The following is an 18,444-nucleotide window of genomic DNA, read 5'->3' as shown; positions in this document are numbered from 1 at the left end:
TTGCTCCTCCCTATATGATAAAGGTCTGTGACCTTAATTAATGATTATTTCATCTACAAATATAAATGCAGAACTACCTTTACCTGCGTGCCAAGCCGGAATAGATTGCTCGTTCTTAACAATAACTTTTACATATCGAGCTTTCACAGGAGCAAAAGTTAATGTAAGATCAAGCAGTTTAGCTTCGTCCTTAGTAAGAGCAGGATATGCTTCGTTAGCTACTTGCTTGAAGGTTTTGTTATCGTCCGAAACAAGTACAGTAAATTCTCTTGCATTAAAGATCCAAGAACCTGCACTGATTAGTGAACCTACACTAACTGTCGATATTTCGGTAGGCTCATCCAGGTCAACAACTGCGATAAGGCCGTTCTTGTTGAATCCTAGCCATTCGCCGCTTCCAAATGAGTTATTCCCCCTTTTTCCGTCAACAAGTGTAATAGCACCGTTGTATGTGTATTGGTCATGAGATTGGCTTTCAAGATTTACTTTTTTCAAAGTAGCTTTGTTGAAACTGAAAGTCTCAGAATATATCTTGCTCGGATTTCCCTCTCTTATTGCTACAGCTTTTAACTCAGCACTTGCAGTTATTTCAATCGGTTGAGTATATTTTGTACTCTTATCCGTTGGAGTTGTGCCATCAAGCGTATAATAGATAGGTGCATTATCGGCAGTAGCTAAAGTTACGGTAATTATTTTTTTGTCTGAACTAGGCTCTATCTTGCTCGATATATTGAATATGTGTTTAGCATAATTGTATCCTAAGCGATCGTACAACTTCAACATTCTGTTTAAGCGAGGCAAGAATGTATTGAAGTCTTTCTTCTCAGGTTCAGTCCATTGTACTTCCGCAAGGGCAGCCATACGAGGCAATATCATGTATTCTACATGTTTAGTGTCATCAATATATTCAACCCATAAATTTGCTTGAGTACCGATAATGTATTTTTGCTCGTCTGCACTCAATTGCGATGGCACAGGTTCAAAGGCATATACTTTTTCGATAGGAGTGTATCCTCCGATTGCCAAAGGCTCGTCTTGAATGTCACGTGTTTGATAAGCATCAAAATACAAATGGCTGTTAGGAGTCATTATTACCTCATGCTTTTGTTTAGCAGCCTCTATTCCGCCTTCCATTCCTCTCCACGACATAACTGCTGCATTGGGAGCTAAGCCTCCTTCAAGAATTTCGTCCCAACCGATGATCTGACGACCCTTGTCGTTTAAGAATTTTTCGATACGAGAGATTACATAGCTTTGAAGTTTATCCTCAGCAGAATGATGTGCATCCGCTTTCAAGCCCTCAGCTTTGATTTTTGCCTGACATTTAGGACACGTTTTCCAACGGGTTTTAGGGCATTCGTCGCCTCCGATATGAATGTATTTAGATGGGAATAGTTCAATAACTTCACTGTACACATCTTCCAAAAAAGTATAAATGCTGTCGTTGCCGGCACAAAGCACATCATCGGCAACGCCCCATTCGCCCCATACTTTATATGGACCGCCTGTACATCCAAGATTCGGATAAGTAGCCAAAGCAGCTAACATATGTCCGGGAAGGTCTACTTCGGGTACGATTGTGATAAATTTCTTTTGAGCATAAGCCACTATGTCTTTGATTTCTTCTTGTGTATAAAAACCACCATAAGGTTTGCCGTCGAATTCGCCGGAGTTACGTCCGATTACTGTTTGCTCACGTTGCGAACCTATTTTTGTAAGTTCCGGATGTTTTTTTATTTCGATTCTCCAGCCTTGATCGTCGGTAATATGCCAGTGAAAACGGTTGATATTATGTAATGCCAGAATATCAATGTATTTTTTGATAAATTCGGCAGGGAAAAAGTGACGGCTTACATCAAGATGTTGTCCACGATATTGGAAACGGGGATAATCTTTGATTTCTACTGCCGGAAATACTACTGTGTTCTGTGTAGCATCGGCAGGCATCGATTTACGTAAAGTTTGTACACCATAGAATGTACCTGCTTCATCCGATCCGTTTATTACTATTTGTTTTCCGTTTACAGTCAGATTATACGATTCAGCTTTTTCGCTCTTATAATCAGCTTTCAGGATAATTACATTGTCTGTTGATTCTTGATCTGTAACTTTCAAATTAAGACCTGTGCTCAATTTAATGTATTCAGATAAAAACTCTGCGGTTTGTTTTTGAATGTCATTCCCGTTTGGATAAACGATTTTAGTACTACTGTTTAAGGTGAATAATTCTCCGTCGGACTTCGTTATTTCCTGAGGAAGAGGGATTACCGTGTAGTCAGCCTCTATTTTCGGCTTGTCTGCACATCCCACTAATAGCAATGAAGCTAATAGGCTAAAGATAGTTTTCTGCAATGTTTTCATTAGTGAAAAATTTTATTAGATAGATTCAACTTTTAAAGATATGAAAAATAGGTTACGAATATTAAGAGTAAATCTTAATTAACATTTCAGGGGGGGTAGGGTAGTTTTATGCTTTTAGTTTATTAGAGAGAGCTTCAACATCTATAAAATCAGATTTTAATTTTATTCGATCTAGTTTGTTTAAAAGATCGGGAGCAGAACTAAGTTTTCCATATTTAGCTTTTTTACCTTTGCTTTTTTCAAAGTAGCGAGCGGTAATTACTCCTAAAGCTTTGTCAGGGTGTAGAATATCTTGCGGTTGTTTATCTTTTAGGTTATTGTCGTCGCTGATGGGTTTATCGGCTTTTACTCTCAGGTATTTTTTGTCTTTAGCCCAATTCTCAATGGCATCGGGTTGGGATAAAATCCAAGCTTCCATTGCCTGAATCATAAAAAAGATTTGGTCTTTTTGATCATTAAGTTTCGTGCTGTCAATACTCGTTTCTGCGGATGCTTCTTTAAACCATTCCTCTTTTTGGGATTCTGGTTTATCGAGATCCAGAAGAAGAAACTTATGAACATCTTCTTTGTTTAAAAAACGCTTCAACGCATTTTTATAACCTGCCGACATTTCAATTTTGAGTGAGACGTTTCTTATTCCCAGATCCGAAAATAGGTTATAAAAAGCTTCCCTAAGTGCCAGTGTATTATCTACAGTCTGTGTCGAAGTATTATCATTTTCGAATGCACCACCTTCAACAAACAAGGTTACTTCTTTTGTTGTCACCATCTTTTTCCACCCAGTTGCCCTCTTATCCACATCTGTCCGGGAATAAATTCGCCTTCCCAATCTTCAAATTCATCTTCACTTTTTCGTGTAACAACTGTTTTGTTTTCGGCATCTTTCTCAAAAACAAGAATATCTTCGAGTTCGAAGCAATTGACCAGCAAGGGTGAATGTGTTGCAATCAGAATTTGTGTGGTTTGCGAAGCGTGCTTCACCGCCTGTGCAAGCGTATTTATCATATCAGGGTGTAAGCCGTTCTCGGGTTCGTCAATACAAATTAAGCCTCCTCGGTTGGGGTTGTACAACATGGTCATATACAGTAAAAAACGGAGTGTTCCGTCCGAAATATGCGAGGCTCCAATGGTTTTATTCAGATTACTTTCTTTGAGCGAAAGGTATATTTGGCTTGGGAATTGTTCGAATTGAATACTCTTAAAGTTGGGGTTTACTCTTTGCAATAGTTTTTCTATCTCATCGTAAGCCAAAGAGTTGTTTATTTGTAGTTTAGATAGCACCTGAGCAAGATTGTCTCCTGTGCGGTTCAATACTGTTTCAGTCGAATAATCCGATGGTTTGCGGATAGGACTTGCAGATGATGTATTAAAATAGTCATAAACGGAAATCTGCTTGATAGCTTCTTTTAGCATATACATATATGGATAGCGGGAACGATCTGAAATTTGTTGCAATACTGATTCCTGAAAGGAAATGTCATCAATGTGTTTATATTCAATCAGTTTTCCTTTTCTATCGAATTCTGCTACTTCAGTTCCTATAGGTTTATCTGTAATATATCTAGTTTTTTCTTCTAATAGCTTATCCTCAACAAATAATATTTCGCTAAGATAATAACCCACTAAACCTATTGGGTGTATTGTTATCTGATAAGTCGGGTTATAGGGATATTTAAAACTTGATCGAGATGGCTTTGTTTTATTTAAAGCCTCTGCATCAAGCTTATACTTTATCTTAATGAATTTAGCATGCCCTCCATTGGTATTTACCACTTGGTTGAATCCTCCCCATTCTTTTTGAAAGATATTCTCAAAACCGACACCTGCAACTGCTTCGTGCAGCAGTCTGATTGCTTTCAATAAGGTAGACTTACCACTGCCGTTTATACCCAGCAGAATGTTTATATCTGTGAGGTCGATGATTGTTTCTTCCTTAAACGAAAAGAAGTTTTCTAATGTTATGCTGCGAATCATTCTTATACGGTATTTGTTCTTTCAAATTTAATAATTATTCAATACAAAGGAATAGTTCTTCTTGAAAAAATATAGGATTACCCTTGTCAGTCGGATTTACAACCTTATTCGTATTTGCCCACAGTAGACTTTCCTAAACTCACAACCGATGGTATGATGAAAAACAAGCATCCTATCAAACATATTGCAATTCCTGCAATTACAAAGACGTTGGTTATACCGATTGCATCGGCAACAAAACCAGTGGCAAGTAATCCGGGAATGGATGGTAGTAGCATCATACTGTCGTATGTTGAGAATGCTCTACCCAATACCGAGGGATCTATTTTGGTTTGAAGTATTACCGTAAATGAACTGTTCCAGATAGTGCCGCCAATACCGCTGATACCCGTTAAGGCAATAAACCAGATAAGTCCGCTTGAAGGTAATAAGCCCGATATGAGCGAAGTAAGTCCGATAAGAATACTTGCAATTCCGATAAGTACTATTTTATTCATCATCTTTATTTTCTTCATGCCGATAAATATACCTCCGATAAATATACCTACACCCCACGATGCTTCCACGATGCTCATATCGTAGGTATCACCCAAGAAATGTTTCAGGGTGATAAGTGGGAATAGTGCCGAAATCGGTATTATAAAGAACAGCATAATTACATCGCAAATAAGCACCCATTTTAGACCTTGTGTACTGAATATAGCATGTAAACCTTCTTTTATTTCAGCAATAATATTGGGAGTTTGCTCTGTGTCTTTCTTCTCAGGATTGGGGATTGTTACAAATAACAAAGAGGTGCATGCGATAATTGCCCCAATAATATCAAGAGATAAAACGTATGTCATTTCCATCAGATTGATAAGTAATGCAGCCAACGCAGGACCTGCAATATTGCTGATAGAGAAAATTATCTGATTGACACCTGCTACTCGCATCAACTCCGATTCGGGAGCCAATAGCGGCACACTGGCCTGCATAGCGGGTGTATGGAAGGCACTTCCTGCCGAACGCAGGATCAGCAGTATATATATTTGCCAGATGGTAACCGTATCGAAGTAAAACAGGATACACATAACGGCCGTACAAATGGCTATAAAGCTATCGGCATAAATCATTGTAAGTTTTCTGTTCCAGCGATCTACAAACACACCGGTAAATAGTCCCAGTACCAGTTGTGGCAGAAGGGTAGCAATCATTGCATACGCCAATACTTCGGCAGAACCGGTTTGCAGACTCAACCAAAATACAACCGAATATCCTACAATAGAACTGGTGAGGGTCGAGAATAGTTGACCACTCCATATGATAGCGAATGTTTTTTTCCAATTATTATTCATTGGGAATTTTTTTATTGACAGCAAACAGCTCCTTCATGTGAAGAGAGAGTAAGTCTGAGTTTATAAACTAAAAAAGAGGGAAAAAGTTCTCCAAAAGATATTTTGAAGAGAAAAGAATAGGATTTATTAAGCTATATAAGCAGCATTGTATAAGGACGTAGAATAAACATTGTACTATTTCTTAATTAAGGCCGTAGACCTGTTTTTTGTTTTGGTCACTATTCCTGAAAGGCAAAACCATTATAACTCTAAAAGCATTGCATCAAATATGTATTGCATTTAGAGTGGTGCAAAGATAACGATTTTGTTTGGTTCAAAAATTTTAGTTTTCGAAAAAAGAGGTGAATCTAAAGGGGTAGAATCTCTAATTCAGAAAAAAAGCACAAGTAAACTATTTACTTGTGCTTTTTATTTTAAGGCTTTGGAAAATAAAATCCACTATCGAAATGAGTGGATTGCTGATTGCACGAAGAACAATAATCTCGGTCGGGTTTCCAGAGAGGATAATTATCCTTACAAGAACATAAAAAATCAGCAAGTAAGCCAACAAAAATTTCGGCATCATCACGAATCCAACGGCGGAGTTGAGCCACATCCTTAATGTCTATGCCCTTGCTATTTTCACTTTCGCGAATCGTTATACCTTTATTCACGATAGTTGCCCAATGAAAAGGTAATCCCTGATAGATAGAAAAGAACGATAAGGCGGGAGCAATCTTCACGATCAAATCTCCATTGCTCTCGGTTAATGAGTTTTGAGCAATCTGCTCTTTCAATTCACTCATTAGCGATTCGCCCAATATCGGTGCGATATACAATTCCTGAGCAATAGATAGATAAGGAACAAATTCTGTGAGATCGGTATTCCCCGTGATGGGCGAGTGCAGCTTAAAAAGCTCTTCATTTATTAATGTTATCGGTGTATACATCGGTTTGTAATTTTGTTTAAAGGTTGGAGTCCTGTTTTCGACTTAGATAGTTGGAGTCGGTTCTGTGTTTGAGGAAGCTTGGCTATCTCTATTCTCGTATTCTTTTATTGCCGGAATAACTTCCAGTTCTTTTATGGCTAGTTTCTTGTATCCGTTGTTTATCGCAAAAATATTAAGCGTGTCCAGAATTTTACGTCTCAGTTTATGAATAACCGTATAATTGTACAGGATAAACGAGTTGATGATTTCGCTTGCGTTTCCACTTAAATTTCCCGAACCCGAAATTCCTGCCAGAGTAGGAGACGATAGCCTGTGAGCCGATATAATTTTCTGAAAAATAACCTCATTCACATTGTTGTATAAATCAGCATTTTCACTTGCCGAGAAAGAGGTGACCTCGGGTTTAATATCCTGACTCTCGCCATATAATACAACAATAGAATTAGCACCGTTAGTTCCCGCAAAAGATGCCGTCATGTCTTTATTGAATTGCTGTTTTGCCTCTTCACTCGGATTGCTCGGAATGGTAATGATAACAGAAGGTGTAAAACCATTATTGATAGAATTGCGGTAAAATTTGCCTAACAAACCATCTGCCTCAATGTAGTTGAGAGCCGAAAAGTAATGAGGCACAGGATAATAATCGAGACTTGGCTCATAATCCTTGTAATAATAAAGGTAAGGCACCCCCTGTTGAAGTTCCTCCGAGGCATATGCTTTTATCTGATTCGGAGCATATTGTCCGCTGGTTTTCCGCCAGTCATTGGAAATGTAAAAGCTGAGAGGGATACCATATTCATTAGTTTCACCTACACGTATTTTACTGAAATCGGTATGAAATAAACTCACATTTGCTCCATTCTTATTCACCACTACCTGAAAACAAAAGCCGCCAAAAGTAGTATAATCTTTGGCGATCTTTTCGATGAGAGTGTCCCAGTCTTCATTCGTGTTGGGCTGACCGCAATATAATGTATCGTCTATTCCGGCTCCACAAATATAGACTACTTTATTTTCTATAATAGATTTATTAACAGCCGATTCGTTATTCAAATCAATAATAGATTGAGGCAGGTTATTGTCATGTCCATAATTGATCCATCCCCGTGTATTACGGGTAAAAGTAGGGTAGGTCGCAACGTTTGCCGACAGATTGATAACGGAATATCCCATTTGCTTTTTATTCTTCATACTAAGATTATTTATGCTTTTTAGTATAGATAAAAGAATCAAAAACAGCAGCAATTTAGACTAGATCAGTTGTTGATACGGCTTTTTTTTCTCAATTTGAAAATGCCAATGGGCAGCTGATTTTTTGCACAAAAAATTACTCTGTTTTTTTTGTTGAAATTCCTTTATTATCAGTACTTTTAGGGCAAAGTTCAATGTGTTTCATCACAATTGGACCTGTGAAAAAGGTTATCCAAATAAACAACCACCTTTGCACAGCCACTTTTCTAAAAAGGATTTTACTGTGTAAGTGTATTATTTGTATATAAAACAGGCTGTCTTTTCGAGAAGAGACAGCCATCTTTATTTTTGTATCAGAGAAAATCTTATGTATTTATATTTTTCTCAAAATTATCGAGCTTATCCTGCTCACCTGCAAGCCATAATATGTCACCTGCTTCGAGGATAGTGTCTGCCGAAATATTGGTGATCGATTCATCATTCCTGTCTATACCGATAATCATGGTTGCTGTTTTCTCCCTGATCTGAGAATCTTTGATCTTTTTGCCGATCAACGAACAACCCTCTTCCAGCTCGAATTGTGTCAGGCTGATCTGATATTGAGTATCGGTATGTTGTTCAAGTCTCTTTTCTTCGAGTGTCGACATAAATGTTTGCAGTTCTTCGTCGGTTCCTGCTACAATAAGCTTATCAAACGGATAAATGTATTCGTTGGGATCGGGTATATTTATTTTGAGATCGCCACGAATGATACTTACAATATCTACTCCCGTTGTTTGTCTGAAATTGAGTTCAGCCAACGTCTTCCCTATACGGGGAGAGTTTTGTGGAACTTCGATCTCTTCTAAATGGATATTCTTATTCAGCAGATCGTTCTTTACTTGTTGGTTGATAGTACCCTCCAGATCTTCAGCCAATTCTTTGTCGTTCAGATTTTCAAGAAACTGTTTCTCCATTCTATTGGTTTGCTTCTTAAAGCCTTGAAAGAAAGTAATTCCGATAGCTATCACCACCGAGGTAACCAACAGAAGACCCGTAGCTCTTGGGAACAGAGGTATAAGTACCATCAGGATAAGAGTAACGCAGAGCGCTATTCTCAACAGGTTGAGAGCAATAAGTGCCCCTTTGTTAAAATGGCTGTCTTTCCACAATCTTTCGTGCTCTTCCGTTTTACTGTTATTCTTCATTATGGCACGCATAAACGGTCCCATGAGTAGTAGAGTTATTATTGCCGCAGCGATACGCCCACCCAGATTGGGGATATAGCTCATAACAGGCCAGTATAATAATTCTCTACAAGTGAAGAATATAGCGAGCGATAATACAAAATAGATGGCTACTGTTGTGATTACTTTCTTAAGTAAAACATTCCAATCATTTTGTCTGTTGACAGTTTTACGATTCGATGAAGCATAACCCGTAATCAGTTTTTCCCACTTCGGAGGTATTCTTCTTTCGAGAGCTTCATATACGGGTGTTGATACTTTTATAAAGTAGGGAGTCGTAAATGTAGTAACTACCGACACCGCTACTATTATGGGGTAAATAAAACTACTGATAACCCCTAATTGCATACCAAGTGTAGCTATGATAAATGAAAACTCACCTATCTGTGCCAAACTGAAACCTGCTTGTATAGATACTTTCAACCCTTCACCCGAAGCCAGAACCCCGAGCGAGGCAAAGATTACACGCCCTACAAGAACTACTACGGTGAGGAGTAGAATGGGTATCGCATATTCGATTACTATGCTTGGAACTATCATCATACCAACCGAAACAAAAAAGACTGCACCAAACAGGTTTTTGATGGGTTCTATAAGATGTTCAATATGTTTTGACTCTATGGTTTCTGCAAGTATCGATCCCATAATAAAGGCTCCCAATGCTGCCGAAAAACCAACTGTATCGGCAAATAGTACCATACCAAGGCATAAGCCGACGGCTATAATAACAAGAGTCTCGTCGTTGAGGTGTTTCTTTAATTTCTTAAGGAAAGTAGGGATAAGATAAATACCCACCACAAACCAAATCATCATAAAGAATACCAGCTTAAGCACGTTTTCGAGTAAGCCGGCACCTTCAATATCACTGCTTCCTGCCACGGTTGACAAGAGTACCATCATGAGTATGGCGGCGAGATCTTCGACTATAAGCATCCCGAATACGATGTTTGCAAACTTTTTCTTTTGCAACTTCATATCGTTGAATGCCTTTATTATTATCGTGGTGGATGACATGGAGAGCATTCCTCCGAGGAATACACTTTCCATTTGAGTCCAACCCATCAATTGCCCAATTACATAACCGATGGCTATCATCGACCCCATATTTATGAGGGTGGCAATGGAGGCGGTTCCTCCTACATCGATGAGTTTCTTGAAACTAAATTCGAGTCCGAGAGCAAAGAGGAGGAATATAACTCCAATTTCTGCCCAAGTACTTATGTTGCCTATATCAGCTACCGATGGGAAAAGTACAAAGTGCGGACTTATTAAAAATCCTGCGACTATATAGCCTAATACAACAGGCTGTTTTAAGAGTTTGAATAATATAGTTACTATTCCGGCTGTAATGAGAATAAGAGCCAAATCACTTACTAAAGGTGGAAGATGCGACATAGAATTTTATTTCTTTTTTAGCGTTTGTCTTTAAGTTAGACTGCTTTCAAGCAAATATAGCGAAAAAGGAGCGAAAAACCACAGATTCGGTGGCATAACGTTAATAGAAACGCGAAATTCGATGAAATATTCAGTCTCGACATTATGCGTAATGTATCGCTTGTGTATGATTTGATGGGATGAAATTGTATTAAGCTGCAATCATTTCCTCTCTTCAATTTCTTGTAAGATCAATTTATTAATGTCGGTTTTGGCATCTTTCAAAATATGTATTCTTGTACCTTTCTCGCGAGCAAGGGGAGTTCTTATTTCATCAAAATACTCCACAGTTTCGAACAATGGTTTTTCTTTATCTCTATCCAGATCGTTATCCGTAAGATCGTGTACCATAATTATATTTTTTATTTCTTTACTCAAATCAAACCAGTTGATATAATCGGCATTAAATGAAACTGCCTGATGAGTCTTATTCTTCGTATAAAAATTAAATGCCCCCGCTTCACCGTAATTGCTACATAAGATGAGGGTATGCTCTTTGTCTTGAATGGTATTTAAGGCACTGTCTACCTTGTGAGCCATTTCTTTCCATCCAAGCATATCCGAAAAATCCTGAGGTATAGGATGTTCTTTTCCATCTTCCCAACGAGGTTGACCCATTTCTTTGTATCGTTCTTCAAGTACCGATGGCGGTACATTGGGATAAAGGAAACTTAATGTAGGAATAAATAAAAGTATGGGGATAATAATGGCAACGGGTTGCAAATACCTTCTCCGGCCTTTGCTGAGCAGCACCGACAGATAAACCGAGCCGAATGCAATAAGGATAGGATATAAGCCGATAGCATAATATCCTTTGGCTTTGAAGTAAGTGAATATTAATAATGTAAATAAGAATGACCAGAAGAAAACCTGATATTTACGGAAAGGTTCGTATATGAAAAATGCCGTGAAAGCAGCCAGAATAACAAAAAGCGAACCTAAAAAGAACATGATTTGTTCGTTTAGAAAAGTAAATCGGCTGGAGTTTTCTAATTGAGTTTTTGTAAGTTCTTCTAAATGCTTGAAAACAGGAAAATCGTTCTGGTATTGCCATATTAAATTGGGCAGAATTAATACCAATGCTAAAATTGCCGAAAAATAAAGATGCTTGTTTGTATATACTTTCCTTAAGTTGGTAAGCAAGAGAGCAGGCAACAATCCCAATATTAGAAAAACAATATTGTATTTATTCAGAAAACCAACAGCAAACAGTATTGCCAGAAAATAGAGATGTTTACTTTCTTTAGTATTTATATATTTTAGAATAACAAAATAGCAAGAAGTCCAGATTAATATATCGAGTGAGTTTGGCTGATAAAGTGTATTGATGCGGAGAAGCGAAGAGAATAAAATTGCAGTGGCTCCCAATACCAATGCAAATAAATTGCCTTTGAGTTCTTCGATCGTTTTCCATACCACTGTTATCGTTAAAGCTCCAAAGAGGGCAGGGAAAAGTTTGACAACAAATTCGCTTTTGCCCAATAATAAAATAATAGAAGAAAGCCACGATGTAAGTGGTGGAACGGATGCATATCCCCATGCAAGGTGATACGCCTGATCGATATGCAGATATTCGTCCCTATGCAAATCGTATTCGGGACTAATGAGGATATACTGAATGATAAATTTTGCAATGATAAATGCCCAAAATATACCGGTCTTTATATTCATAGTTGAAAATAGATCAATTAGTTCTGTCTATATTTTTTCGTAAAGATATATAAAGCACGTTATAAATTTTAGGATGCGAATAATAAAAATAACAGCCCTTCGGATTTATTCCGAAGAGCTGTTGTTTTTATATTTAATTGCTTAGAATGTATGATCTTATCTTAGCTTATCTGCTGTGAAAGTATCCATATCATCATAATCAAGATTCTCGCCACACATAGCCCATATAAATGTATAGTTGCTTGTGCCTGCTGCCGAGTGGATAGACCACGATGGAGAGATAACCGCTTGCTCGTTAGCCATAAAAATATGACGAGTTTCCTGAGGTTGTCCCATGAAATGACATACTGCTTGTTGCTCAGGTACTTTGAAGTAGAAATAAGCTTCCATACGACGCGAGTGTGTGTGAGGAGGCATGGTGTTCCATACGCTACCTTCTTTAATCTCGGTCATACCTATTTGCAATTGGCAACAAGGTACTATTTCGCTTAGGATAATTTGATTCAACAAACGTTCGTTAGAAGTTGCTTTAACTCCTAAGTCTCTTGTACGACGCATTTCGGATGTAATTTGCGCAGTAGGATATGCTTTGTGTGCAGGAGATGATGCAAAGTAAAATTTAGCCGGTTTGCTGCTATCGTTACTCTTGAAGATAACTTCTTTTGAACCACGACCTACATAAACAGCGTCTTTAAATGTTAACTGATATTCAGTACCGTCTACCGTAACCGAGCCTTCGCCTTCGATACAGATAATACCCAATTCGCGACGTTCACAGAAATACTCTGAGCGGATCAAATCAACAGTCTCCAGCTTCAATGCTTCTTTTACGGGTAGTGCACCACCAATAATCAGACGGTCGTTGTGAGTATAAGTCATCAATACCGAATCAGCATCGAAAAGCTTTTCAACTAAAAATTCTTTACGCAACTGTGCTGTGTCATATTTTTTGACATCATCAGGATGCGTCCCCCAGCGTTCTTCTATACTTGTTTTCATTTTAATTAATTATAATAGAGTTAATAAATATGCTCTTTTTCTTCGTGCTAAGATAGCAAAAAATATCCAATTTGCATATCGCACTTTACAAATTAGCCGATGTTGTGATTGACTAAGAGGTGTAGAAGCCAGCTTTTAAGTAATTCTAACTATTTAATGCGATGATTTATCGGCATAACTATCTCTGGTTGTTATGCCCGGCCAAAGCAATAAAAAGGTCTGCGACCTTATAGTTAAGATATTAGTAAAAGTAAAGAATAAAATAAGAGGTAAGACCTTTGCGGATGTTACCTCTTATTTGGTATTTTCGGAATGATAAATTTAATATTTCAATCCCGCTTTAGAGGCTGCATCTTTAGCATTCGATACAGGTATCAAGGTAAATTCCCAGTCGTAATCCTCATCCGAATAGATAGTAGCTTCGGGTATTGGGCGTGATCCCCAACTGTCGTAACCTGCTACACCTTGTTGTTTAAGGTCCACACAAATTTCAACAAAGTCACGAGGCGTAATGTCGTTGATGTGTGTATGTTTAGGCAAAATATTACGGGCTTTCTTCATATCCTTGTTCGCTATTTCTGCTGCCGAGAAATTGTTCCATTGATATTCAGCATCAGCTTCTTCCGAATCGAAATCTTCTACCGAGTTTCTCAGTGCATTGAATCCGATTGTTTTTTCTGCCTGAATCAGTAACCCTTTGCCATTGCTTTGAGTAGCTGTTAACCAACGAGTATCGGTATGATGTCCGTTTTCCTGTGGACGTACATAAGGATAGTAAAGGTCTTCTGCTGTGGCTTTATACTGACCAACCATTGTACCCATGAAACGATCCACATAGTTTTCCTCAGGTCCGCGTCCAAAATATTCGATGTTATTCATTCCCACCGGAACTCTGAATCTTACACCTATACGTGGCACTTCCAATACATTATTCTTGGCTTTAGCTTCTGCCTTGGCTTTGGGTGTGTAGGTTGCCATTTCTTCGGCTTCCGATTTTGCAACACTTGCTTCTTTTGCCTCTTTAAGTGCTGTAAAGCGAGACGATATATTGACTACACCCGATGGATAAATTTTATAATCGATTATGTAATGATTGCCTGCTGCAAGTAGATAATCTACGCTTAGCAATACATTGTCACCCTCTTTGCTCGTTTTAAGATCTGCAATCTTAAAATCTTTGCTCGATTCCTTCCATATCTGTAAACGACTAGGGGCTCTGTTACCATAATCGTTGTCGGTAGGTGCTCTCCAGAAGTTAGGCTGAATACCAAAACCATCTTTAAAATACTCCTGACCATCTACTTTGTATGAAGTTACAATACCTTTCGATCTGTCTAAAGTAAAATTCACCTTAGAAGACGAAACAGTAACAAGTCCGTTTTGCTCAGCAATATTCAAAGCAGGAGCATTAGGCGATTTGTATTCCTTCTTGTCAGCTACAATAGGTAGTTGAAACTGATCGTAAGCTATGATATGACCTACCGGAATAAGAGGTTCGGGTACTTTGGTTGTTACCTCAAAATTAACGAAGTATTCAACGCCGGCTTCAGGTTTTAGACCTGTTAGCGGAATGTTTACTGTCTTAGAAGTTTGTGGAGCAAGCGATAAAGGTAGATTACCTTCTTTTATAGAAGTACCGTTTTTATAGATTCTATACTTGATCTGATATTTAGAAAGATCGGTAAAATAGAATCTGTTGGTAACTTTTACTGTACCTGCCGACAAGTCTACTGCTTCGAATGCTATGTTCTGAAGGTTATATTTTACTTCTGCCATAGCAGGGTGAGGGCGTTGATCGGGACCAATCAAACCATCAGCCACAAAGTTTCCATCCGAAGGCATGTTTTTGCCATAATCGCCACCATAAGTCCAATAAGGTTTACCATCCTTGTCGTATGCCAACAAAGCATGATCTATCCATTCCCATACATAGCCACCTTGTAAGTTTGGATATTTGTAGATAGCATTCCATTGTCCGTGGAAATCGCCTGTCGAATTACCCATTGCATGAGCATATTCCGATGGTACTACGGGACGGTCGCTACCTTCTTTACCTATCTCCTCTAACCATGCAGCCGAAGGATATTGAGGTACATACATATCGGTATTCCATTCCCACAATGCACGTTCGTAACATACAGGGCGATTCATCAAATCCTTGTCATGCTCCTTTACCCACAGATAGGTCTGATAAAAATTGTATCCGTTTCCGGCTTCGTTTCCTAACGACCAGATGGTTACCGATGGATAGTTCTTGTTCCTTTCGAACATGTTTTCGGTTCTGTATATGTGATTAGCCAACCAGTCGGGATTGTTACCTAACGATTTGCCTTTGCTCAGATTGTAGTACATACCATGCGACTCTATATTTGCCTCATCGTATACGTATAAACCAAATTCGTCACACATTTCGTAAAATTTACGATCTTGAGGATAATGGCTCAAACGAACTGTATTGATGTTGTTCAGCTTCATCAATTCGAAGTTCTTACGCATTTCTTCAGGTGTAACGTAGTGCCCTGTGTATTGGCTAACTTCGTGTATGTTAGTTCCCTTTAGTTTGATGGGCTGTCCGTTTACATAGAAAAGGTTCTGTTTCTTACCATTCACTATATAGTCACTTTCTTTGATCTCAATCTTACGGAATCCAACTTGAAAGGGTACAACCTCAGCCGTTTGATTTCCTTTCTGAACAGTCATAACCAGTTTGTATAGATTAGGATATTCAGAAGTCCAAGTAGCTACATTATTCAGAGTTGCATCAAAGTTAGCAGTCTTCATGCTGTTGGCATCTATGTTTAAGGTGCTTGATGAGGTTGCAACAACTTTGCCTTTATCGTCAATCAGTTCGTAGCTTATATTTATGGGCGATGCAGCTGAGCTTGTATTCTTCACATCAATACCCAGTTTGAAGATTCCGTTTTTGTAGCTATCGTCTAATGTAGATACTACTCTGAAATCGTTTACCGCAGTTTTGGGTTGCGACCACAAGAATACATCTCTTTCGATACCACTGATACGCCAGAAATCCTGACACTCGAGATATGAGCCTGTACTCCATCTGAAAATCTTGATAGCTAATGAGTTCTTTCCGGGTTGAACATACTTGTTCAGAAGAAATTCAGCAGGGTTCTTAGAATCCTCGCTGTAACCTATTTCTTTCCCGTTGATATATACATATACACCCGATTTTGCTCCGGCAATATGCAGGTAAATATCTCTGTCTATCCAATCGGCAGGAATATTTATATCACGACGATATACACCCACCTCATTATCATCCGGCAAAAGCGGAGGGGTAGGATTGCGAGGTTGAAACTCGTATCCGTGATTTATATAAATAGGTAGCCCAAAGCCTTGTACTTCCCAGTTGCCCGGCACTTTTATATCGCTCCAGGTTGAGGTATTGGTATTGGCGTCTGTAACATTGGCAGGTAGTTTTTTGTAAGTGTCTGCATAGTAAAATTTCCAAGTACCGTTCAGCAACTCGTAATATTTACTACTCTCGTATTTTCCCGTTAAAGCTTCGGCTTTGCTGTCGTATGACATAAAGCTCGTTCGAGGTCTTTCTTTATTTACCGACAAAACATTCATGTCACGCCAGAAAGGAAGTTTCTCCTGAGCTCCTAACGACATCCCCACTGCCAGTATACAGCAAATGGAAAATAGTTTTTTAATCATGTCTTTTTTTAATTATGTGAATTTATTAAATATATTATAATTATGATAGCCGTGAGGGTGTGTCAAAAGGCTGAATAGAACACAGATTACACCGAAACAAAAGAAGACACAGAACTTCTATATTAAATGCTAAGTCGCAACGATGCATTTTTTTTGCGATGTAGGGGCGAACCTATGTGTTCGCCCTCATATCGGGCAGACACCCAGGTCTGCCCCTACAACGAAGACTGGACAGGGACGATGTACTAAAATCTATAATATCAGTGTATTCTGTGTGCTGAATCTCTTTTGACACACCCTACGATGGTAAATCCTTTTACTGTTTCAGGTTCTTATATCTTACTAACGCTTCCAAGAAGTAATAATCGGCATAGGTCAGAGGCACATCAATTTCGTTCTTGTGAGGAATACTTCCTACACTATGCATCAAAATGAAGTTGCCATTGTTACCCAATGTCGCTCTGTAATTGGGTGATGCCAAGCTTTTCAACATCTTTGTTGCCGAATCGATATAGGCTTTGTTATTTGTGAGCTGACCCAATTCAAACAATCCCGAACATACTACTGCCGCAGCCGAAGCATCCCTTAGTTTTTCTTTGAATTCCACTGCATACGATTTTCCTTCAGGTGTAAAACCTTCTTGTCCCACATTGAAATCCCAAAGAGGTACAAGATCTTCGGGTAAGTTCTTTAAATAAAAGTCTGTTGCTTTGATAGCTGCATTAAGATAGGAAGAGTCTTTTGTTTCGCGATACATCATTGTATAGCCATAAATAGCCCAAGCTTGTCCGCGCGACCAAGTTGAATTGTCGCTGTAACCCTGACAAGTTGCCTGATCTTTTACTACACCCGTAATGGTATCGTAATCTACCACGTGATAAGTACTGAAATCGTCTCTGAAATGATTCTTTAATGTTGTGTTGGCATGACTCACTGCAATATCGTAGTAACGTTTGTCGCCACTCACTTTAGAAGCATAAAACAACATCTCCAAATTCATCATATTATCTATAATAACTGGATAGAACCATTCAGTAGTATCGTTCCAACCCTTGCGATAATTCCACGATTTTATACATTTGGTAACATCGCTATAACGTGACGATAATGATTGAGCGCTCTGAATTAAAATATCTTTGTATTCGGGTTTAGGAGCCAAACGTTCAGCATTTCCGTAACTGCAATACATCATAAAACCCAAGTCGTGATGACCCGTGAAAGTTTTAAGAGGCTCTAGGCTTTCAGTCCATTTTGCAGCCTGATTGCGCCATGTGCTGTCGCCCGTAAGTTCATACAGATACCAAAGCGATCCGGGGAAGAAGCCGGGAGTCCAGTCATACATATTGGTGACTACCAATTTACCTTCGGGATCGAGCGTACGAGGATAGTTTTTGCCTGTTGGCTCACCCACACTTTCGAGCATCTTTAGAGTTTGGGCAGATGCGAATGCTACATTCTGATCGATAAATTCGGCTTTTACTTTTTCCGCCTTCGGAGTACATGAGAAAGCCATGATTCCCACAATGGAAAGTGGCAAGAGTTTGTTTTTGAAAATTTTCATAGTTATTAAGTATTGAGGTAATATTTATAGATGTATTATATAATTGTCTCTGTCTGTTGTTTTTAATGAGATTTTAAATG

General features: G+C 38.6%; 11 protein-coding genes. All 11 read right to left on the bottom strand.

Translation table 11 applies throughout. From position 1 onward, the window contains the following. Positions 1 to 33: 33 nt before the first annotated feature. Positions 34 to 2,361, bottom strand: coding sequence for a glycoside hydrolase family 20 protein (locus tag CLV62_RS02635; RefSeq protein WP_110309221.1), 2,328 nt, complete (start codon positions 2,359 to 2,361; stop codon positions 34 to 36). Between the two features lie 106 nt (positions 2,362 to 2,467). After that, the gene (locus tag CLV62_RS02630; protein WP_110309220.1) at positions 2,468 to 3,130 is read right to left on the bottom strand and encodes a DUF4276 family protein; all 663 of its coding nucleotides are present in this window, start codon (positions 3,128 to 3,130) and stop codon (positions 2,468 to 2,470) included. Then, a complete protein-coding gene (locus CLV62_RS02625) occupies positions 3,124 to 4,335 on the bottom strand; it encodes an AAA family ATPase (RefSeq protein WP_110309219.1) in 1,212 nt (403 codons plus the stop codon). The genes CLV62_RS02630 and CLV62_RS02625 overlap by 7 nt, the downstream gene beginning before the upstream one ends. Positions 4,336 to 4,439: 104 nt before the next feature. Next, on the bottom strand, positions 4,440 to 5,672 hold the full coding sequence (locus CLV62_RS02620) for an MFS transporter (RefSeq protein ID WP_110309218.1): 1,233 nt from the start codon (positions 5,670 to 5,672) through the stop codon (positions 4,440 to 4,442). Positions 5,673 to 6,085: 413 nt separating this feature from the next. Then, positions 6,086 to 6,601 (bottom strand): DUF6712 family protein, encoded by a 516-nt coding sequence (locus CLV62_RS02615; protein ID WP_110309217.1) that lies wholly within the window; start codon positions 6,599 to 6,601, stop codon positions 6,086 to 6,088. A gap of 42 nt (positions 6,602 to 6,643) precedes the next feature. Next, complete coding sequence (locus CLV62_RS02610; protein ID WP_110309216.1) at positions 6,644 to 7,792, bottom strand: phage portal family protein; 1,149 nt, start codon at positions 7,790 to 7,792, stop codon at positions 6,644 to 6,646. Positions 7,793 to 8,157: 365 nt separating this feature from the next. Continuing rightward, entirely contained in the window at positions 8,158 to 10,413 is a 2,256-nt protein-coding gene (locus CLV62_RS02600) for a cation:proton antiporter domain-containing protein (protein ID WP_110309214.1), read from the bottom strand. A 201-nt stretch (positions 10,414 to 10,614) separates the two neighbouring features. Further along, entirely contained in the window at positions 10,615 to 12,123 is a 1,509-nt protein-coding gene (locus CLV62_RS02595) for a glycosyltransferase family 39 protein (protein ID WP_110309213.1), read from the bottom strand. A 156-nt stretch (positions 12,124 to 12,279) separates the two neighbouring features. Next, positions 12,280 to 13,122: a 5-dehydro-4-deoxy-D-glucuronate isomerase gene (kduI, locus tag CLV62_RS02590; protein ID WP_110309212.1), complete on the bottom strand. Its 843-nt coding sequence runs from the start codon at positions 13,120 to 13,122 to the stop codon at positions 12,280 to 12,282. A 321-nt stretch (positions 13,123 to 13,443) separates the two neighbouring features. After that, positions 13,444 to 16,758, bottom strand: a complete 3,315-nt coding sequence (locus tag CLV62_RS02585) for a glycoside hydrolase family 2 TIM barrel-domain containing protein (protein ID WP_245903971.1) — start codon at positions 16,756 to 16,758, stop codon at positions 13,444 to 13,446. Positions 16,759 to 17,119: 361 nt separating this feature from the next. Beyond that, positions 17,120 to 18,364, bottom strand: coding sequence for a glycoside hydrolase family 88 protein (locus CLV62_RS02580; RefSeq protein ID WP_110309210.1), 1,245 nt, complete (start codon positions 18,362 to 18,364; stop codon positions 17,120 to 17,122). Positions 18,365 to 18,444: the final 80 nt, after the last annotated feature.

It is taken from the genome of Indolivaga alginatilytica (genome assembly GCF_003201355.1).
GTDB classification, from domain to species: Bacteria; Bacteroidota; Bacteroidia; order Bacteroidales; family Dysgonomonadaceae; genus Dysgonomonas_A; species Dysgonomonas_A alginatilytica.
Note: the sequence above shows the minus strand (reverse complement) of the source record. Positions and strands in the feature narration are given on the sequence as shown.